The 19,917-nt window shown below is 50.7% G+C and carries 18 protein-coding genes and 1 tRNA gene; 16 read left to right on the top strand and 3 right to left on the bottom strand.

The features are described from left to right. The first annotated feature begins 283 nt into the window (after window positions 1–283). The 13 genes from HMPREF1246_RS08480 (at window position 284) to HMPREF1246_RS08420 (ending at window position 13,302) form a co-directional block, all read left to right on the top strand. Entirely contained in the window at window positions 284–1,918 is a 1,635-nt protein-coding gene (locus tag HMPREF1246_RS08480; RefSeq protein ID WP_009015320.1) for a polysaccharide biosynthesis protein, read from the top strand. A 749-nt stretch (window positions 1,919–2,667) separates the two neighbouring features. Beyond that, entirely contained in the window at window positions 2,668–3,630 is a 963-nt protein-coding gene (locus tag HMPREF1246_RS08475; RefSeq protein WP_009015315.1) for a M23 family metallopeptidase, read from the top strand. A 124-nt stretch (window positions 3,631–3,754) separates the two neighbouring features. After that, the gene (locus HMPREF1246_RS08470) at window positions 3,755–4,606 is read left to right on the top strand and encodes an NAD(P)/FAD-dependent oxidoreductase (protein WP_009015314.1); all 852 of its coding nucleotides are present in this window, start codon (window positions 3,755–3,757) and stop codon (window positions 4,604–4,606) included. Continuing rightward, window positions 4,606–5,595: a hypothetical protein gene (locus HMPREF1246_RS08465; protein ID WP_021737248.1), complete on the top strand. Its 990-nt coding sequence runs from the start codon at window positions 4,606–4,608 to the stop codon at window positions 5,593–5,595. The genes HMPREF1246_RS08470 and HMPREF1246_RS08465 overlap by 1 nt, the downstream gene beginning before the upstream one ends. A gap of 51 nt (window positions 5,596–5,646) precedes the next feature. Next, window positions 5,647–6,114 carry a peptidylprolyl isomerase gene (locus tag HMPREF1246_RS08460; RefSeq protein ID WP_009015312.1) on the top strand — a complete coding sequence of 156 codons (468 nt, stop codon included), beginning with the start codon at window positions 5,647–5,649 and terminating at the stop codon, window positions 6,112–6,114. Beyond that, window positions 6,114–6,404: a GIY-YIG nuclease family protein gene (locus HMPREF1246_RS08455; RefSeq protein WP_009015311.1), complete on the top strand. Its 291-nt coding sequence runs from the start codon at window positions 6,114–6,116 to the stop codon at window positions 6,402–6,404. Before HMPREF1246_RS08460 ends, HMPREF1246_RS08455 begins: the two co-directional genes overlap by 1 nt. Window positions 6,405–6,878: 474 nt before the next feature. Continuing rightward, a complete protein-coding gene (locus HMPREF1246_RS08450) occupies window positions 6,879–7,076 on the top strand; it encodes a cold shock domain-containing protein (RefSeq protein WP_009015310.1) in 198 nt (65 codons plus the stop codon). Window positions 7,077–7,181: 105 nt separating this feature from the next. Beyond that, window positions 7,182–7,922, top strand: coding sequence for an SDR family NAD(P)-dependent oxidoreductase (locus HMPREF1246_RS08445; RefSeq protein WP_035224673.1), 741 nt, complete (start codon window positions 7,182–7,184; stop codon window positions 7,920–7,922). A gap of 69 nt (window positions 7,923–7,991) precedes the next feature. Next, window positions 7,992–9,347: a branched-chain amino acid transport system II carrier protein gene (gene brnQ / locus HMPREF1246_RS08440; RefSeq protein WP_009015308.1), complete on the top strand. Its 1,356-nt coding sequence runs from the start codon at window positions 7,992–7,994 to the stop codon at window positions 9,345–9,347. Between the two features lie 155 nt (window positions 9,348–9,502). Beyond that, on the top strand, window positions 9,503–10,108 hold the full coding sequence (locus HMPREF1246_RS08435; protein ID WP_014129154.1) for an outer membrane beta-barrel protein: 606 nt from the start codon (window positions 9,503–9,505) through the stop codon (window positions 10,106–10,108). Window positions 10,109–10,229: 121 nt separating this feature from the next. Continuing rightward, complete coding sequence (locus tag HMPREF1246_RS08430; RefSeq protein ID WP_014129153.1) at window positions 10,230–10,553, top strand: helix-turn-helix transcriptional regulator; 324 nt, start codon at window positions 10,230–10,232, stop codon at window positions 10,551–10,553. Between the two features lie 100 nt (window positions 10,554–10,653). After that, window positions 10,654–12,018 carry an aldehyde dehydrogenase gene (locus tag HMPREF1246_RS08425; protein ID WP_014129152.1) on the top strand — a complete coding sequence of 455 codons (1,365 nt, stop codon included), beginning with the start codon at window positions 10,654–10,656 and terminating at the stop codon, window positions 12,016–12,018. 108 nt (window positions 12,019–12,126) lie between these two features. Next, window positions 12,127–13,302 carry an iron-containing alcohol dehydrogenase gene (locus HMPREF1246_RS08420; RefSeq protein WP_009015304.1) on the top strand — a complete coding sequence of 392 codons (1,176 nt, stop codon included), beginning with the start codon at window positions 12,127–12,129 and terminating at the stop codon, window positions 13,300–13,302. A gap of 338 nt (window positions 13,303–13,640) precedes the next feature. Here the strand turns inward: HMPREF1246_RS08420 and HMPREF1246_RS08415 are convergent. Further along, a tRNA-Arg gene (locus tag HMPREF1246_RS08415) sits at window positions 13,641–13,717 on the bottom strand. Window positions 13,718–13,790: 73 nt separating this feature from the next. Further along, window positions 13,791–14,216: a flavin reductase family protein gene (locus HMPREF1246_RS08410; protein WP_021737262.1), complete on the bottom strand. Its 426-nt coding sequence runs from the start codon at window positions 14,214–14,216 to the stop codon at window positions 13,791–13,793. A 211-nt stretch (window positions 14,217–14,427) separates the two neighbouring features. Here HMPREF1246_RS08410 and HMPREF1246_RS08405 point away from each other — a divergent pair, with 211 nt between their 5' ends. Next, entirely contained in the window at window positions 14,428–14,853 is a 426-nt protein-coding gene (locus HMPREF1246_RS08405) for a hypothetical protein (protein ID WP_021737271.1), read from the top strand. 14 nt (window positions 14,854–14,867) lie between these two features. Further along, a complete protein-coding gene (locus HMPREF1246_RS08400) occupies window positions 14,868–15,824 on the top strand; it encodes a CYTH domain-containing protein (protein WP_021737261.1) in 957 nt (318 codons plus the stop codon). A 138-nt stretch (window positions 15,825–15,962) separates the two neighbouring features. Here the strand turns inward: HMPREF1246_RS08400 and HMPREF1246_RS08395 are convergent, their stop codons facing one another. Further along, window positions 15,963–17,081: a hypothetical protein gene (locus tag HMPREF1246_RS08395; protein WP_009015300.1), complete on the bottom strand. Its 1,119-nt coding sequence runs from the start codon at window positions 17,079–17,081 to the stop codon at window positions 15,963–15,965. Between the two features lie 217 nt (window positions 17,082–17,298). Between HMPREF1246_RS08395 and clpB the strand changes: the two genes are divergently transcribed. After that, window positions 17,299–19,842, top strand: coding sequence for an ATP-dependent chaperone ClpB (gene clpB, locus HMPREF1246_RS08390; RefSeq protein WP_035224666.1), 2,544 nt, complete (start codon window positions 17,299–17,301; stop codon window positions 19,840–19,842). Window positions 19,843–19,917: the final 75 nt, after the last annotated feature.

Here is a 19,917-nt window from a genome sequence, read left to right as displayed (position 1 = left end):
GGTCTTAACAGCTAATTATACCATATTTCCTAGCGTGGAATGATGGATTTCCCCTATTTTTCTATATTTTCTTCCTAAAATAAATGGAAATAAAAAATATACAGTTGAAGGTATATCAATGGTACATCAAAAAAGGGTCTTTGTCTATAGGAATCAAAGGGAAAAAGAGCTTGGTCCGTGTTCAAAAACGCGGGGAAGTCCCTGTGCGATTGCACTTTTTCTCTTAAATATGATAGAATGATGTGCTATACGCTATGCAATGGATACAAGCCTTTGGCTTATCATGACAAAGAAGGATGGTCGCGGCATGAGTGAAGAAGTGACAAAGTCCCAGGGCAATAACAAGTTCCTCAAAGGGACGTTGATCCTTACCATTTCCAGTATTGTTGTCAAGGTCATAGGAGCCCTCAATTGGGTTATCCTTTCCCGAATCATGGGTGGGGAGGGCATTGGACTCTATCAGATGGGATTTCCTATCTATTTGATGGCCATTACGGTCTCTTCGGCAGGAATCCCAGTGGCCATTTCCATCATTACGGCAGAAAAGGTGGCTATGGAAGACTATGGAGGCGCGCAGCGCGTCTTTCATGTTTCCCTGAAGATGCTGTTTTGCACGGGTCTCCTTTTTTCCCTGCTCCTTGTGGTGCTGGCCCACTGGCTTGTGGAAACGGTCCTTCCTGATGCACGGGCCTATTATTCCATCATCGCCCTGGCTCCGGCCGTTTTTTTCGTTACGTTTCTCGCCAGTTTCCGCGGTTATTTCCAGGGCTGGCAGATCATGACGCCGACCGCCTGCTCGGAAATCACGGAACAGGTTGTACGGGTTGGAACCATGATTGTCTTTTCTGCCCTGCTCTTGCCTTACGGTCTTACTTACGCCGCTGCCGGCGCCAGCATGGGGGCGGGAGCAGGCGCTTTCTGCGGGCTCCTTGTTTTGATGGGCTTTTATCTAAAGCTCAAGAAGAAGTTTTTCCCCAAAGGGGTGGACAGGACGCCCAAGACGCAGGAGTCAGCGGGCTATATTATGAAGCGTCTCATTGCCCTAGCCCTGCCGGTTTCCATGTCAAGCCTCATGCTTCCCATAGTGTCTAACCTTGACATGATGATTGTGCCAACCCGGCTGAAGATCGGCGGTTGGGACGCCCCGGGCGAGGCAACGACCCTTTTCGGCTACCTTTCTGGCATGGCCGTGCCGCTTATCAACATGTCAACAATCCTTACGGCTGCTCTTTCCATCAGCCTTGTGCCGGCTATCAGTGAGTCCCGGACCCTTTCTGATGAAGCGGGCATTCGCAGCAAGGTGGCAACGGCTTTTACGGTGGCCTCGGTCATCACCATTCCCTGCAGCGTCGGCCTTCACGTTTTGGGCGGACGGGTGGCTGCCCTCATCTATAACGCACCGGCAGCAGGACCGGCCATTGAAATCATGAGCTGGGCCATCTTCCTTTTGGGCCTCCATCAGGTGTCGACGGGCATCCTTCAGGGCCTTGGCAAGACCCGCATCCCTGTCATCAATATGATCATCGCAGCCATCGTCAAGGTCTTCCTCAACTGGAACCTGACGGCGATGCCAACCCTCGGAATCAAGGGATCGAGTTGGGCAACCGTTGCCGATATTGGGATTGCAGCCCTTCTTAACCTCTTTTTCATTAAGAAGTATACAGCCTTTACCTTTGAAGGGCGGCAGCTTCTTAAGACTGCCCTTTGTGCAGCGGTCATGGGAGGCGCTGTAATGCTCGTCCTTTCCCTTGTCAGCCGCGGCGGGCTGGCGCTTTTCCTCAGCATCTTGGTTGCAGTGCCCGTCTATATCCTGATGCTCCTCTTGCTAAAGACTTTGACAGAAGAAGAACTGCTGGAAATCCCTTTCCTCGGCCGACGCATGGCGTGGCTGGGTCATAAATTGGGACTTTTGAAATAGGCCGCAGGAAGGTTCCACAGAAAACAAAACATGGCTGTTCCTTATTCGTTTACGGCAAAAGGCCGGGGATCCATTGTCTCTATGGATCTCCGGCCTTTTTTGTATTTTCATGATATTCCACTAAGGAATACCATGACCTTCTCATTTCGAAGTTCATATCAAAACGGATTGAGTTCCGTAACTGTTTCCTGACAGCAAGGGCACCGGAAGCGGTGCCCCTCGAAGAGGACAGTGCGCCTGGCATTCGGCTGCATAGGCACCGTTCTTAGGCGAGTTCGGTACGTGCCATAGACATGCATTGGCTTTACGCAGCAAGGGCAGAGAAGATCGATATGACGCTTCTGGCTGGTGACCACCCATGCCGTGGAATCATCCAAAGGATCTTCAGGGAAGAAAACAAGGTAATCTGGGTCTTGACAAAACAGGTCTGCTTGAATAATGTACTAAATAGAGGACATCTCAATTCTCCTTTATTTTGGTTTGGTCACCTTACATTTTGGAGAATTTGATGTCCTTTTTCAATATTTATTTGTCTATGACCCCACAAATTTTAGTGAAGAACCAATAAAATGCCTCCCAGATCCTTTCCCTAAGGACCCTTGGTCAGCGTTTTTCATCTGTACGCAGTGCGAAAAACGCCGACCGGGAGCTTTTTTTGTGATAATTTTGGGGCAACCCTTGTCTTTTGGAAAGGTTTATGATATAAAACATTACGAAATTTCAATGAAAGAAGCGTAGGGCAAAGAGCCATGATGGATAAACATGCAATAAAAGAAAAAGGAAAGCAGCTGATTGATCACCTCCCGGGATGGGGCGACATCCATGGGGCGTTTACTTGGCAGGACCGGCAGGGAAAGCGTCACCAGCTTTCAGTGGGACCCAAGCTGGTGACGCTTGCCGCCTTAAGCACCGCCTTTTGTGCAGTCGCCCTTGCCGTCTGTGCAGGCCTGCTTTCCCGGGCCTGGGCCGAACAGGAAGAACTCCAGCATTACCGGGCCGATTACGGGGTCTATACGGAACGCCTGGCCAAGCTTATGGATAACAATGAAAAACTTCAGCGGGAACTTTCCCAAGTGGCTAAATTGGAAGCGGCTGTCCGAGAAAAACTGAAAGCAGACGGCGTGAAGATTGGCGAAGAATCGGTGGACCAAAAGTCCCAGGAACTGGACCAGGGAGGCAAAGGCGGCCCCTCAACGGACGATCAGCTCCAGGTCCTTGAAGTACAGGACGAAATCAACTGGAAACGCCTTGCCTACAAAAAAGAAAACCTCACCAATATGCTTCTTGCCCTTTCAAGTACGGGTGACGGGACCTATGGCTGGCCCCTTGACGGCGGAGAAATCAGTTCCTTTTATGGGCTGCGGGCCGATCCCTTTGGCGGTGGCTCCGAGTACCATTCCGGTCTTGATATTGCAGCGGACTTTGGCGCACCTGTAAAGGCTGCCGCGGCAGGCACCGTGACAGCGGCCGGACTCAATGGCGGCTACGGGCGTTTTATCAGTATTGACCATGGGTCCGGGATGTCGACAGCCTATGGCCACATGAGTGCCCTTGCCGTTACAGTGGGGCAGCAGGTGTCCCGCGGACAGGTCATTGGCTACGTGGGCAGCAGCGGCTACAGTACAGGCCCGCATCTGCATTTTGAAGTCCGGGAAAACGGGCAGACGGAAAATCCCCTGCAGTTTGCCGTACCGCCCAGGACCCGTTCATAAGCGTTTTTTTAGGCTGCCCTCTGGGCGGCCTATTTTTCTGTCCCCTCCATATGATATAATGAAAAGCGATGCAGGCAGTTTCAGCTCCTGCAGATCCAACTCGCACAACCCAAGGAGAATCCCTATGATTTATGATCTTGCTATCGTTGGCGGCGGACCGGCTGGCCTCAGTGCCGCGGTCACGGCGAAAAACCGCAATTTATCGACTGTTCTGTTTGATCCGGGCAGTTTTGGCCTTGCGTTGCAAAAGGCTTCCCACATCACAAATTACCTTGGCTTTCCCGACATTTCAGGCAAGGCGCTCATGCAAGCCTTCTTGGACCATGCCAAAAAAGCCGGAACGGAAATCGTATCTGAAAAAATCCTTAGCATCATGAACCTGGACGGCCATTTTTATCTTGCCACGCCAAGCGGCGTAACCGAGGCAAAGACTGTTATCCTCGCCTTGGGCATTCCCCGTTCAGCCCAGCTTATGGGAGAAGCAGACCTTGTGGGGACAGGAATCAGTTACTGCGCGACCTGCGACGGGAACTTTTATCGGAACCGTCCCATTGGCGTCATCTGTACCGTTCCTGCCCAGTGGCACGAAGTGGAATTTTTGGCAGGTCTTGCAAGTCAGGTGACAGCCTATGTGACGTTTGATGTGGAAGGCCCTGTTCCGGGCAATGTGACCGTACGGAAGGACCGCCCCAAGAGTGTTGCAAAGGACGGGCAGGAGCTTGTACTGCAGGCTGATGATGCCCAGCGGATGGACGGCCTTTTCATCCTTCGGGAAAGTGACCCTGTAACCCGCCTTTTGCCAGAACTTGCCATGGAAGGAAACACCATCAAGGTGAATAAACGTCTGGAAACGAATATTCCCGGTGTCTATGCTGCCGGTGACTGCATTGGACAGCCCCTGCAGATCAGTAAAGCCACGGGCGACGGTCTTGTCGCTGTCTTTGGCGCGGCAGATTACTTGAGGAAAAAGGGCTGATGAAAGGCTCGGCTTTTCTTTCCTTGATCCTTGCCGCCCTGCTGACCGCTGGTTGCAGTGGGGAAAAGAAAGATCAAAAGACTCCCGATGTCGTGCCTGCTGAAAATACCCAGCGGGAAACCAAGACCACGACAACCGGTGAAAACGATCATGGTGCCCGAATCGAATTTGTAACGCGGGAACATAAGATGGAACGGGTCCTGTTTTCCGGCGGCTATCTCCGCAGTTTGCCTGAAGAAAGCCCGACAGCCATCGTCCGGGAAGTCCCGCAAGGCAGTGAAGGCATGATTTACGGAAAACGTGTCTTAGGAAAAAAGGAATGGGCCAAAGTTACGACGCGCGATGGCGTGACCGGTTGGTATACCATTCCGGAGACGGCGCTTAAGGCAGGTCAGCAGGCAACCCTTGAAGAAATCAGCAAGGTCCATCGCAGCACCTATCCTCAGATTATCGGAGGGGTGGCATCTGATGTCGCACTTGCCATCAATCGGGAAATCGGCCGTTATCTCGATGTGTACCGCTTTGTGACGGGACCTGTGGGCAGTGATCTTTCCTGCTATGTAACCTATAACCGGCGGAACATCCTGAGCTTTTATTTTTCCGGACCGCCTATCCGCTACCGGGCTTACAGTGTGAAATCCATCAATGATGGTCCTAGCTGGAAGGAAGTGGAGCGCTATGCGTTCGTGTCCCCCCTGTGGGGAGGCGCCGACCCACGCATCATGACCAGCGCTGTGACAGACATCCAGTACGCCATGACTTTTGATCTTGCAAGCGGCCGCCGTCTGACCCTTAGTGATTTTATTGGGAAGGAGAACCTAGCTAAGGCACGTGCCCTTGTCGAAGCCTTTGGCGGCGACGCGGCCTTTGAAGAAGATAACTTCTATGTCGACGATAAGGGACAGCTTTTCCTCTTCGCCGAAAGAACCCAGCCCCAGCCGGGACGGGAAGCCCTGAATCTTTCCCGCCTTGTCGTGCGGGATTATTGACAGCAGTTTGGCCGCTCTTTGAGTCGGCCCAGAATATAATCAAAGAGGTGCATGATGAACAAGAAAGTTAGATTTTCAACAACCTTGGGCGATTTTACAGCTGAACTTTTTGAGGACAAAGCGCCCAAGACGGCCCAGAATTTCATTGATCTTGCAGAAAAAGGGTTCTATGACGGTGTTATTTTCCACCGGGTCATTGATGATTTCATGATCCAGGGCGGAGATCCAACCGGTACAGGCATGGGCGGCCCAGGCTATCAGATCGACGATGAATTTGGACCAGGACTCAAACATGACGGGGAAGGCATTCTTTCCATGGCCAATGCTGGGCCCAATACAGGCGGCAGCCAGTTCTTCATTACCCTTGTGCCAACGCCGTGGCTCGATGGCCATCACGCCATTTTCGGCAAGATCGTGGAAGGCATGGACATTGTCCATAAGATCGGGTCCACACCGACGGATTTCCAGGACCGTCCGCTTGAAGACGTGGTCATGAATAAGGTGGAAATCCTGAAATAATGGCAGCTTACGTGTACATGGTTCGCTGTGCCAATGGCTCCCTATATACGGGGTGGACCACGGACCTATCAGCACGGCTGAAGGCCCATGTATCAGGAAAAGGAGCCAAGTTTACGCATGCTTTCCATGCCCTTTCCATGGTTTACTATGAAGAGCTCCCCGGAAAAAGTGAAGCCTTGAAACGGGAATGCGCTATCAAGAAACTGACGAAAAAGGAAAAGGAAGCCCTTGTCAAAACTTTTGCGGCTGGCTCCCTACCCCTTTCTGCTTGCAAGGCAAAGAACCCCTAAGCGGCACTCCTGCTGACAAGATCTCGAGAAAATGGATTACGCATTTTTTCGAGGTCTTTCTTTTTGTCTCATCTGAGCGGCCTTTTTGCCCGTAAGAAAGGGACTGGACAGGTTCCTTTTTCGTCAGCGGCAATCTTCTATGAGGCTATCAGCGCAGTGAAAACATTCTTAAAGACAGAGGGACACCTCCATCATGAAAGGAGGGACGTTTGCGTCTCAGATAAACAAGACGAAAATTGTTTCGAAAGTTCTGAAAACAGGAGCTTTTTTTATGCCCTATTGCTCTTATGCCCATGGAAACCATAGGAAGTACGGGAACTGTTTTGAAAAAATCACTGGACAATCTTCTTGTAAAAGCGTGGGGAGTATGATAGAATGAACCTCAGAAAAAGCGGACTTAATGAATGTTACGACAATGAGTTTTGACATACGTTTGGTGTGGTTTTTCGCAATATTTTTTAGGAGGCCAAGTAGATGACTGGCAAAGTTAAATGGTTTAATGCTGAAAAGGGTTATGGCTTTATTGAACGTGAAGACGGCGGCGACGTATTCGTTCATTTCTCCGCAATTCAGGGCGAAGGCTTCAAGACCCTGGAAGAAGGCCAGGCTGTTGAATTCGACGTTGTCGAAGGCAACCGCGGTGAACAAGCTGCAAACGTTGTTAAGCTGTAAGATATAAATCGTATCTGAAGGAAACAACAAGAAGCGGAAGGCGTTTCACTTAGGTGAAACGCCTTTTTTGATATGGAAAGGAGAATCGCCGTGTACGCATACGGAATGGAAGAAAAACGGGGCATCATCACAGGCGGTACGTCCGGGATTGGTCTTGCGGCAGCCAAAATGCTTGTCCGTGACGGAGCCCATGTCTTTATTGTGGGTCGGGACGCGGAAAAGGGCAAGGCCGCCCTTACGGCCCTTTCTGATGGCAAGGGTAAGGCCACCTACGTTGAAGCGGATGTAAGTACCCTTGAGGGCTGTCAAAAAGTAGTGGAGGCTGCAGGGGAAGGGAATGCTAAAGTGGATTTCCTTGTTAACTGTGCCGGCATGTACCAGGAAGAAGCCCTTCAGGATATTACGGAGGCATCCTACAGTAAGATGATGGATGAAAATGTAAAGAGTACAATCTTCCTTACAAAGGCGGTTCTTTCCCTGCTCAGTGACGACAGTCCTTCCATCCTCAACATTGCATCCGATGCTGCCCTTGAAGGCAATTATGGCTGCGCCGTTTATGCTGCAAGTAAAGGGGCTGTCGTCGCCTTTACCCGTTCCGCGGCGCTTGATCTTTCGCCTTGGGTCCGCGTTAACTGCCTCTGCCCCGGTGATGTCAATACGCCCCTTGTAAAAAAACAGCTGGAAGAAGGGGGCTATACGGTCGAGAGCATGGCCTCCATTTATCCTGTGGGACGCATTGGCGAACCCGAAGAAGTGGCCCACATGATCTGCGCCGTCCTTTCTCCGCTAAATGGCTTTATGACAGGCGCCATTCTTTCCGTCGATGGGGGCCTGACGGCAAAATAACCAGCCCCGCTTTCTCTAACAATTTTGCTTATCCTTGATTTTTCAATTGCGATCCATAAGGAGAACTTCATGAAACAACTGACCCGTGCTCAATATTTCTTTTTGGGATCCATGCTCTTTGGCATGATGTTTGGTGCAGGGAACCTGATTTTCCCGGTCCATCTGGGACAGCTTGCCGGGAGCCATTTTTGGCTTGCAAACTGGGGCTTTATTTCGACAGGTGTCTTTATGCCCTTCATTGGTCTCATTGCTCTGGGAATTTCTGGCGCCACAAGCGTCGAAGACCTGGCAAACCGCATCCATCCCACCTTTTCCAAGATCTTTACCGTGTTGCTCTATCTCACCATTGGTCCATGTTTTGCGCTTCCTCGAACGGCTTCTGTATCCTTCCAGATCGGGGTGGCTCCTTTTGTGCCTCCCGGTTCAGAAACCCTGATTATGGCACTTTTTACGGGAGTCTTCATGGCCCTTGCACTTCTTATGGGACTGAAACCATCTAAGCTTATTGTTTACATTGGCAAGTTCCTGAATCCCGCGTTCCTTCTTTTTCTGGCACTTCTTGTGGCTGTGGCCCTTATCCATCCCATGGGCTCCTACAGTGCCATGATGCCGCATGGAGCCTATGTATCCCAGCCTTATCTTACGGGGTTCAAGGAAGGCTATAACACCATGGATGTTCTTGCCGTCCTTGCTTTTGCCATTGTTGTCATCAATACCCTGCAGAGTCTGGGCATGACGGACCGCACGGCCATGACAGGCGATATCTTTAAGGTTGGCGTGATCGTAACGGTCCTCATGACAGTCATCTATACGGCAATCACCTGGCTTGGTGTTTCAAGTATGGGGGCTTTGACCCTTTCTGATAATGGCGGCATTGCCCTTGCGGAAATTGCGGCCTATTACTTTGGCCCCTTGGGACAGCTGCTCCAGGCCATCATCGTGACCCTTGCCTGTTTCAAGACGGCGATTGGGCTCATTACGAGTTGTTCTGAAGCTTTCCATACCCTGTTTCCCAAAGGACCGGGTTATCGGACCTACTGCTATATCATGGCGGGATTTTCCTTTGTTGTGGCAAACGTGGGCCTTACCCAGATCATTAGCTTAGCCATTCCCGTCCTCATGTTCATCTATCCCCTTGCCATTGCCCTCATTCTGTCGACCTATGCGGCGTATTTCTTTCACCATGATACGCGTTTTTATAAATGGCCGGCTGCCTTTACAATCCTTGCTGCCTTGGGGGATGCCCTAAGCGTCCTTTCCCCGGCGATCAAGGAAACCGGTTTTGTAAAAACGATTCTTTCGTTCCACGCCATGCTGCCTTTTTCTGCAGATGGCATGGCCTGGGTCGTGCCGACCTTCCTCGGGTTGGTCGTGGCCCTGATCCACGTCAAACTGACGGGTGAAAAGCCTCTTTCCCTAGGCTGACTGCATTGCGCCTGATCCTTTTTGGGTCAGGCTTTTTTTGTTTAGATGGGTCTTCTGTAACACCGCAGCCCCCCTTCCTTCACAAAAGACCATTTTTTTGTTATAATAAAGTGTCAATAAAATCGTCAACTCATTGGATAAGGAGGGATTTCCCTATGAAGAAGAACATCATGCTGGCCCTTGTATTAGGCCTGATCCCTGCCAGCCTCGCGGCTGCTTCCCCGCTTGCTGAAATTGCACCGGGCCGTGCACAGATCGATGCCAATGTGACCCTCGGCAGTTCCCTTAAAGGAGAACGGGACGGGCATACAATCGACTTTGACGGCGATACCCGCTATCGTGTTGGAGCGACTGTAGGCATCAGCGATGGACTTGGCTTGGACTATACCTATGCTTCTCATGAAGGCGATGATAACGCTTCAGTCCAGAGTCATCAGGTTAATCTGGTCTACCAGTTCAACCCCTATCTTTACGGTTTTGGTGGCTACGTCCGCAATCGTGCCCATCATCGTGGCTATACGGATAATACCAATGGCTTCCAGGTTGGTGCAACAGGCCGTCTGCCCCTTGGCAAGACCACGCCGTGGGCTAAGTTTGGCATTGGCAATACGATTACCCAATATGAAGTCGGTGTTGGCTATGCCATTACGGATAACTGGGAAGCCAATGTTTCCTATAATGACAGTAAGTACAAGGATTTCAGCGGCGATACGGACGTAAAGACTCATGGCGTCAATGTCGGCGTTTCCTACAAATTCTAATAAAGAGTATAGAGCCGTGCCTTTGGCATGGCTCTTTTTTCGTTGACAAGAAATTGGCTTCAGCCTATTATGTTTATGTGATTAAACGAATAAACGGATAGGCGGAAAGGAGCCCTCGCTCATGAAAGAGAAAGACCTTGCCATTATGGAACAGTTTCGGAAATGTATCCCCATCTTTTCTGTTCTCAATGATGCCAAACGGCAGGAAATCATCCTTATCCTTACGGATTTTCCTGGGGAAGGGCTGACCGTAAACGGGATTACGGAACGAATTGACCTTTCAAGACCGGCGGTTTCCCATCACCTGAAAGTCCTCAAACAAGCAGGAGTCATTGGTGTTAGAAGCTGCGGCGTTGAAAATCATTATTACCTCACGTTCAAGGCCGCCCTTAGGAACCTAAAAATCCTTGTTGCCCAGGTTGAAGCAAGCTGCGACCTTCGCTGAAAAAGCCGGATAGGCACCATCTCCTACTTTTTGCTATGTTGCCCCAGCAAATCATAGCACCGTCACAATCTGACGGCATTGCTTCAGAGGAGTAAAGCACATGGAATTTCATGACATCGTGATTCAGCAAAAGTCTTATTTTGACTCGAATTCAACAAAAAGTATAGCCTTTCGCAAGATTATGTTGAAAAAATTGATGGATGCCCTTGATGAACGGGAAGATCTTCTTTTGGAAGCTCTGCACAAGGATCTTGGTAAATCACGGGGCGAAGGGTATATGACAGAAGTTGGCATGGTCCGTAGCGAAATCAAGGAAGCCCTGATCAATGTCGAGGCTTGGAGCCATCCTAAAAAGGCAGATGGCTCGTTCCTGACTTTCTTTCCCGCGACGAATCATATTTATACCGAACCGTATGGCGTGGTGCTCATCATCGCGCCTTGGAACTATCCCCTGAATCTTACGCTGATGCCCCTTGTGGGAGCGATTGCGGCAGGAAACTGTGCCATTGTGAAGTGTTCCCCGGAAAGTGTCCATACGAGCCGTGCCATCAAAGATCTTCTTGCGGACCTTTTCCCACCGGAATATATCTATTGTCCGGAGGCAGACTTGCCCTTTGAGACCCTTTGGCAGGAAAGGTACGACATGATTTTTTTCACCGGCAGTCCAGCAGCAGGCAGGATCGTCATGAAGGCTGCCAGCGAGCATTTGACGCCCGTCATCTTGGAATTGGGTGGCAAGAGTCCCTGCCTTGTCGATGCCTCGGCGAACATCGATCTTGCGGCACGGCGCATCGTCTGGGGAAAATTCATGAATGCCGGTCAAACCTGCATTGCCGTGGACTACGTTGTCGTACAGGAAAGTGTAAAGGACGCGCTTCTTGCTGCCATGACAAAAGAGATTGGAAAGCGCTATCCCCATGCTGAAAAAAGTGATGCTTATCCGTCCATCATCAATCAGCGGCATTACGACCGGCTTATTGGCCTCATGAAAACAGAATCCAGCCTTATTGGCGGTGCTGTGAACGCGGAAAAACGCAGGATTGCGCCTACCTTGATGCCTGAGGCGGATTTTGATCATCCCATCATGGAAGATGAAATCTTTGGGCCCTTGCTTCCCATAATTGCTGTAAAAGACATGCAAAATGCCGTAGCGCACATCAAAACGCTGCCTAACCCCTTGGCTTGTTATGTGTTCACAGAAAACAAGGCGGTTGCAGAAGCGGTCATTGCCAATCTTTCTTTTGGCGGCGGCTGCATCAACGATACCCTTCTTCACGTGACAAACCCAAACCTACCCTTTGGCGGGGTGGGAAATAGCGGCATGGGAAGTTATCATGGAAAGGCAAGCTTTGATGCTTTTTCCCATAAAAAAAGCATCGTCAAGAACACGACACGCTTTGACATTTCCTTGCGCTATGCCCCGTTTACGGAAAGAAAAGTAAAATGGCTGAAACGCTTTTTCTAGGCTGCAAGCATGCGCCAAAGGCATGAAAGAGAATAAAAAAGAAGCATTGGAAAGGGCCCAGCCCATCCGATACAATAAAATCAATGCTAGAACAAAGGAGGAATCCCCATGCTTGGAGAATTCATGTATCATAATCCAACAACGCTCTATTTTGGCTCACAGTCCTTGGAAAACCTGGACCGTGAACTGCCCCTTTATGGACCGAATGTCCTTTTGGTCTATGGCGGCGGTTCCATCAAGAAAAATGGCATCTATGATGCCGTTCTCTCCTACCTAAAAAAGAACCATAAGGTGGTTACGGAAGTTCCCGGCGTCATGCCGAATCCAACGGCTGAAAAGCTTCGGGAAGGCGCCAAAGCGGCCAAAGACAGCAAGGCGGACCTGATCCTTGCCGTTGGCGGCGGATCTTGCTGCGATTTTGCCAAAGGAGTTGCCGTTTCCGCCTATGCTGATGATGATCCCTGGGAAAAGTTCTATGTCCGTTTTGAAGAACCGAAAAAGGAAGACCGGATCGTCCCTGTTGCCTGTATACTGACCATGGTGGGAACCGGGTCTGAGATGAACGCTGGTTCCGTCATTACAAACCATGAAGAAAAGCGTAAAGTAGGGCACGTTTTTGCTGACGCACGCGTTTTCCCCCGTTTTTCCATCCTGAACCCTGAATTTACGTTTACCCTCCCAAAGAGGCAGATGGTAGCTGGGATCTATGATATGTTCAACCATATCTGCGAACAGTATTTTTCTGGCTATGATGATAATACCTCTGATTACCTTGCCGAAGGCCTCATGCGTTCTGTTATTGCCGCCTCCCGCATTGCCATTCAAAACCCCAAGGATTACGAAGCCCGCAGCAACCTCATGTGGACGGCAACGTGGGCCCTTAATACGCTCATTGGTATGGGAAAGACCCAGGACTGGATGGTCCATATGCTGGGACAGGCTGTCGGTGCCTATACGGACGCTACTCATGGCATGACCCTTTCAGCCGTTTCTCTTGCCTATTACCGTTTCCTCCTGCCCTATGGCCTCAGTAAGTTCAAACGTTTTGCTGTGAACGTGTGGCAGATCTGCCCCGACGGCAAGTCGGATGAAACCATTGCCAAAGAGGGGCTTGCCGCTATGGAGGCGTGGATGAAGGAAATTGGTGTCGCCTTGAAGCTTGGCGAAGTGGGCGCCACGGAAGCGATGATTGACGGCATTGCTGATGCGACCTTTATTTTGAAGGGCGGTTATAAAGTCCTGACCAAGGATGAAGTCAAAGCCATTCTCAAAGCAAGTTTTTAAGGAAAAAATGAACTGGGAGCCGTGTCCCTGACATAGAAGAAAGGCGTCAACTTGCGTTTATTTTCAAGTTGACGCCTTTTTCGTTTGCTGCCATTTTTCCAGGGCCTTGCTGCAAAGCATCGTTTTGCGGGCCCTGAAACGGTATGGAAAGGCCGTAGCCGAAGGCAGATATAGGGCTCGGCTTAGGGTGGAGTCTTCCCACCGTTTTTTTGATGGAGAATGCAAAAACAAGGGACAATCGATTCCACAAGCAGTTTCCCGTCCCTATAGGGGTACGTTCACAGGAAGCCCCATATAAAAAAGAACGCCCTTGTTGGACGTTCCCTACGTTATACAATTGGTGCGATTGGCGCGAGTCGAACGCGCGACCCTCTGCTTAGGAGGCAGATGCTCTATCCATCTGAGCTACAACCGCATAACAGTATTATTATACCAGATAGTCCCTAAAAAAACAAAGGCGGGGACACATCATGTGTTCCCGCTGCACCTTATTTCACGATATAGGCACTCGTGATTTCCGCGATGTACTGGATATGACGGTCTTTGTTGCCGTTTTGATCTGCTGGATACCATTTGCCTTCCTGTTGAGCCAGGTTTTCCAGGGCTTCGACCTGGCGGAAGAGAACCTTGCATTCAAAGGTTAGGGGCAGTTCCTTGAATGCCGGTGCCTTGACAGTTTCACCTTGCTGTACCGTCAGGCTGAGGGTCTTGATTTTATCAAGGTCACGCCCCGATTTTGATCCGCAGACCTTGATGATTTCAGGATCAACGGCGCCCAGGGGGACATTCACCGTAAATTCTCCTGACGCATCGAGATAGTCCCGGGTCAAGCGGCTTTCCCGTACATAGACCGTGAGGACGGGCTTTCCCCAGTTGGTGCCCAGGGCGCCCCAGCCGATGACCATCGTGTTCATGGCGCCTTTTTTTTCGGTTGAAAGGAGAACGCCTTTGGGAGGGCCTTCATCAAGGCTTCAGCATAGGAAAAAGGTTCAATGTGTTCATTCATGGGAATGTACCTTCTTTCTTATCATTCTTACGTTTTCATTATAACAAAAGCTGTCAATGGTGCTTGCAAGGCCGGAAGGCCTTCGCTATACTGAAAGAGAAAATGAAAGGAGGATTCCTATGAAAAAGACTGTTATTTCCTTCCTGATGGCTGGCTTGCTTCTTATAGGCATGCCCGCCCTTGCTCAGGAAGGAGATTTGCCTGATCCCGAGTGGCAGGCTGTTGTCACGGAACAGGGCGGCACCCGCTGGGATCTTGATACAGCGACCATCATGAAGCGCGGTGAGGGCCGCGTGGCAGGCTTCCGCAAGACCCAGCCCGATGGTTCGTATGCGCTTACCCTCGGCCTTTTTACGAAGGATCGCCGTATGGCGCCCATTATGAAGCTTTCTGTAACGAAGGATCATGAGATCAAGGAGCGGTGGCGCGCGGAAAAAGAGGAGTGGGTGACCATTGAACCAGGTTCCGTCTTGGAGAAGATTTATGATGCTGTCTGGAAAGCCCCTGTTTCTGAACCCCTTTCAAAAGATTCGGATCACGCCTAAGGAAAGGAACTGAAATGGGAAAGGAAATCGAAATGAAGCTCCTGACGACCCGGGCGGGATGCCACAGGCTCTTTGCCGCTAGGACCGTCACGAAAACCGCTCTTCCGGTAACGGAAAAGCGTCTTAGCCTCAAAAATATATATTATGATACAAAAGATGGTGCCTTGAACCGGGAACGCATGGCCTACCGCGTGCGTGTCACCAATGGCAGCGCTTATGAAGCGACCATCAAAACAAAAGGTACATCCACAGGAGGCTTTTCTGTCCGCGGTGAATATACCGTGCCCCTAAAGGACGAAACGCCTGTGACGGAAGGTTTTCCTCCCGAAGTGACGAGGCGCCTGAAGGACCTGCTTCATGGGGAATCACTTGTTCCAACCGTGACGATCACTTTTGCGCGCCACGCCATGGACCTTGCGGCAGGAAAAAGCCGTGTCGAGCTCTCCCTTGATGAAGGCATCATAGAAAGCGGCGACCGTTCCCAATCCCTTAGGGAGGTGGAATTTGAACTCAAAGAAGGGGACCCTGCTGCCCTTTTTGAGCTTGTCAGCCATCTTGCAGGTGAAATCCCCCTCTATCCGGAAGACCGGAGTAAGCTCGAACGAGGTCTTTTCCTTCTTGCAGGAAAGACACCCCAAGAGTCCTGCGACGATGCTGTTAAAGTGCCCAAGACCTTTGCAGATGCTGCGCGTTTCCTTAGGGAAATCCTTCATGACCTAGGTGGTTTCTTTAACGGCACTGGAAAGAAAGCACCTATTGCTGACCGCCTGATCCTTTTTGCCGATTTTTGGGAAGAAAAGGCCTTGGGCGGGGACGAGGCGGCGCGCCTTCGGGAAGCGGCAGCCCATTTTGAAACGGATGACGCTGCCTATCTGGAAGAAGATCTTGAAGAGGGACGGATTGCCGCGCTGCTTTGGCAGTGCCTTGCGAAGGTCTACACCAAATCCCATGAGGAAGAAAGCTATTTTTAGCGGGAACTTCCACGGGCAAAAAAATAAAAGTCAAAAAATCAAAAAAAGTATTTGACATTTTGACTTTTGGTGAGTACAATAAACCCAGGAAGTGCGAAATGACTTCCTGGGTCTTTTCCTTTGAAAGATCCTGTTTTCTTAGAAGGGATGGGGCGATGTAACCCAAGTCAAGATCGTGATGAGCTTTATGATGGCCTCTGGCAGGGCCCACATGGCAGCGGCTGCCGCAAGAACGGCCAGAAGTCCGATGATGAGATGCAGTTTCTTTGAGAAGCGGTCCATCAGGACTTCCGTATTGAGCAGTTCGTAGCAGCGCTGGAGCACCTTTAGTTTGGTGTTGATATTTTCCCGCCATACGTCAGCCCGCAAAAGATACATGTACCGGGCGTAGACGCGGGCGTTGAAGACATCCTCTGTGACTTGGAGGGCGTTATCAACATTGCTCGTAAGGACGCTCATGTCGGCCATGACTTCCATGAGCTCATTGCGGACCTTGCGGAAGGTCTTGGCCTTACCGCGGGATCCGGGTTCGGTTGCTTTGTCGATTTCGTCGTATGTGCTGTCGATGGCTTTCCGGAGGGCATCATCGTAGTAGCGCAGTTCGAGGAACTGGGCATTGGCAAATTCAAGGAGGTCCGGCAGGTCCGTGCTTCCCGTCCGATCCAGCATAATCGCTGTATCCCACGTCAGGTAGATGACATCGTCCTTGCTGTAGGAGAAGCGGTTTACGAGGGCATCCTTCCTCGTTTCTTCGCTAAGCGGCGTCTTGTCCTTCATGATAAGGGCCGCCAGGTCCCAATCGGGGAGCTTGTCCTTGAAATAGTAGACGACAAAATCCTCATCAAAGTCGGAAATGCGCATCTTCGTGCACGCCGGCCGGATCGTATCCGTGATGGCATCGATGTATTCGCGGACCACGTTTTCTGGCAAGGAGTCGACGGCAATGGTCAGGTTTTGGTATTTTTCATAGGAAATGTCTTCCGGGACTTCCAAATGAAAGATAAGACTGACGACGCCAATGTCAAAGATGCGGGCCTTGATGACCGCTGTGTATTGGTCCCCGGCAAATTCCATATCATGGGTTCCCAATTCAACAAGGACCGGGGGATTCTGAAAACTGATGGAGTTTGGTGCACTCTTTTCAAATCGCAGACGGGATGCAATCTTGTTCCGGCTGGTCCAGATGGCTTCCACGACATTGAGGTCGATTTCATCGGCGACGTCGAAAAGGTGGTAAAGGATAATGGATGAATTCATAAAAGCCTCCTTAACTAGGCAGCAAAAAAAGCAAAGTTCCTATCATCCTTTTTCGACAGCAGCCTTGTTTTTCCTTCCTATCAGGAAGATTACATAAAGGCGTTTTGCACGCCTTCCCCTTTGGGGGATTGGTAACAGGGGTATTTCCCCATTTTCGTGGCCCTTGGGCCCTTATCCATAGAATAAAAATTTTAGGCAGCATGCGGAGGTGTTTATGATGCAGTCAGAACGTTTCAGTGAAGAAGTCAAAAGTTTATTGGAAGCCAGTCAGCAGCAAGCTGTCATGAACTATAACCAAGAGGTGGGAACCGTCCATCTCCTGTCAGCCATGATGAGCGAACCTGATAGTTTCCTCCATTATGTCTTAAAGAGCCTTCATATCGAGGAAAACGACTTCAGTCGTGACCTTGACCATTTGGTGAAGGCCGTCCCGTCTGTGAAGGGAACGGACCAGCTTAGTATGTCCACGGGGATGGCAAGGGTCTTTGCCCTCGCGGAAAAAGCAGCCGGCCAAAATAAGATTACCGGAGCCCATCTGCTGGCTGCCCTCTGTGAAGATGGCGATAGCGATGTGGTTTCCCTCTGCCGCAAGTACGGCATTACCCGTTCGGCCATCCGTGGTCTCGTCGACCGCTATGAAGGCGGCAAGGACAGTGACGAAAACCGCAAGACCTTGGAAAAATATGGGCAGGATCTGACGGCTAAGGCCCGCAAGGGAGCCCTTGATCCGGTCATTGGTCGTGACGATGAGATCCGCCGTACCGTTGAGATCCTGTCTCGTCGGAAAAAGAACAACCCTGTCCTCATTGGGGAACCGGGTGTTGGCAAGACGGCTATTGTAGAAGGCCTTGCCCGCCGGATCGTGGCAGGCGACGTGCCTGAATCCTTAAAGAACAAGACCCTCTATGCCCTGGATCTTGCGTCCCTTGTTGCTGGGGCCAAGTACCGCGGTGAATTTGAAGAACGCTTGAAGAAAGTCCTCAAGATTGTTGCCGATTCGGCTGGACAGATCATCATGTTCATCGATGAACTCCATACCGTCGTTGGAGCCGGTGCCTCCGAAGGGTCCATGGATGCCGGAAATATCCTGAAACCGATGCTGGCCCGCGGTGAACTCCGCTGTATTGGGGCCACGACCCTTAATGAGTATCGAAAGTATATTGAAAAAGACAGTGCCTTGGAACGCCGGTTCCAGCCTGTCCTTGTCAAGGAACCAAGTGTCGAGGATACGGTTTCCATCCTGCGTGGCTTGAAGGAACGGTACGAAGTCCATCATGGGGTCCGCATCAAGGATTCTGCCCTTGTAGCTGCGGCTGCGCTTTCAAACCGCTATATCAGTGAACGCTTCCTGCCGGATAAGGCTATCGACCTCGTCGATGAAGCGGCAGCCCGTCTGCGTACGGAAATTGATTCCATGCCGACGGAACTGGATGAAAGCCGCCGCCGTATGCTTCAGCTCCAGATTGAGGAACAGGCCCTTTCCAAAGAAGAAGATAAGCAGTCGGCTGACCGTCTCGAAAAGATCCGTGAGGAACTGAAAGAGATGAAAGCAAAGAACGATAAGATGACAGCTCGCTGGCAGGAAGAAAAGGCTGGCATTGCCAAGGTTCGCCAGGTCAAAAAAGCCATTGACCAGGTGAAGAAGGACATGGAAACGGCCGAGCACGACTATGATCTCAACAAGCTTGCCGAACTCAAGTATGGCCGTCTGCCGGAACTGCAGAAACAGCTCCAGAAACTGGAAAAAGAAGAGCATGCAGAAGACCGTCTTCTCAAGGAAGAAGTCGACGAAGACGATATCGCCAAAGTCGTCAGCACCTGGACGGGGATCCCTGTGAGCCGCCTTATGGAAGGCGAAAAGAAGAAACTGGCTCACCTGGATGAAATCCTCCATCAGCGGGTCATCGGTCAGGATGAAGCTGTGAAGGCTGTCTCCGAAGCCGTTATCCGCGCTCGTGCTGGTATCAAGGATCCCAATAAGCCCATTGGTTCCTTTATCTTCCTGGGCCCAACGGGCGTCGGCAAGACGGAACTTGCCAAGAGCCTTGCCGAAGTGCTCTTCAACGATGAAAAGAGCATCATCCGCATCGATATGAGTGAATATATGGAAAAGCATACCGTAAGCCGCTTGATTGGTGCGCCTCCGGGATATGTAGGCTATGAAGAAGGGGGTCAGCTCACGGAAGCCGTGCGCCGTCATCCTTATTCGGTTATCCTTTTTGATGAAATCGAAAAAGCTCATGCCGACGTCTTCAACGTGCTCCTCCAGGTCCTTGATGATGGCCGCCTGACCGATGGCCAGGGCCGTGTCATCGACTTCAAGAATACCCTCATCATCATGACGAGCAACCTTGGATCCCATGAAATCATGGAACATAAAGGTGAAATCAGCCATGAAGAAGTGCGCAGTATGCTGATGAAGTTCTTCCGTCCGGAATTCCTGAACCGTGTGGATGACATTGTTGTCTTCAAACCGCTCGGCGAGGATCAGATCCGCAGCATTGTCCGCCTCATTCTGGGTCAGCTGGGCAAACGCCTGCAAAGTCAGATGGAACTCACCCTTGAGGCCACTGATGAAGCTGTCGATGCCCTTGCCAAGGAAGGCTTCGATCCTGCCTTTGGCGCTCGTCCGTTAAAGCGCCTCATCGTTCATAGTGTGGAAACCATCGTCAGCCAGAAGATTGTCCAAGGAGACATTGTAAGCGGCGATCATCTGAAAGTCGTCTTGAAAAACGGTAAAATTGACGTGGTAAAGGCGTAAGCCTTGACTGCTGGGAAGGACCCCTTCTTCCCAGCATTTTTACGTTTATTGGGATTTTTTGGGAAAAACCTTTGT

This window comes from Acidaminococcus sp. BV3L6, from assembly GCF_000468835.1.
Lineage (GTDB): Bacteria > Bacillota > Negativicutes > Acidaminococcales > Acidaminococcaceae > Acidaminococcus > Acidaminococcus intestini.
Note: the sequence above shows the minus strand (reverse complement) of the source record. Positions and strands in the feature narration are given on the sequence as shown.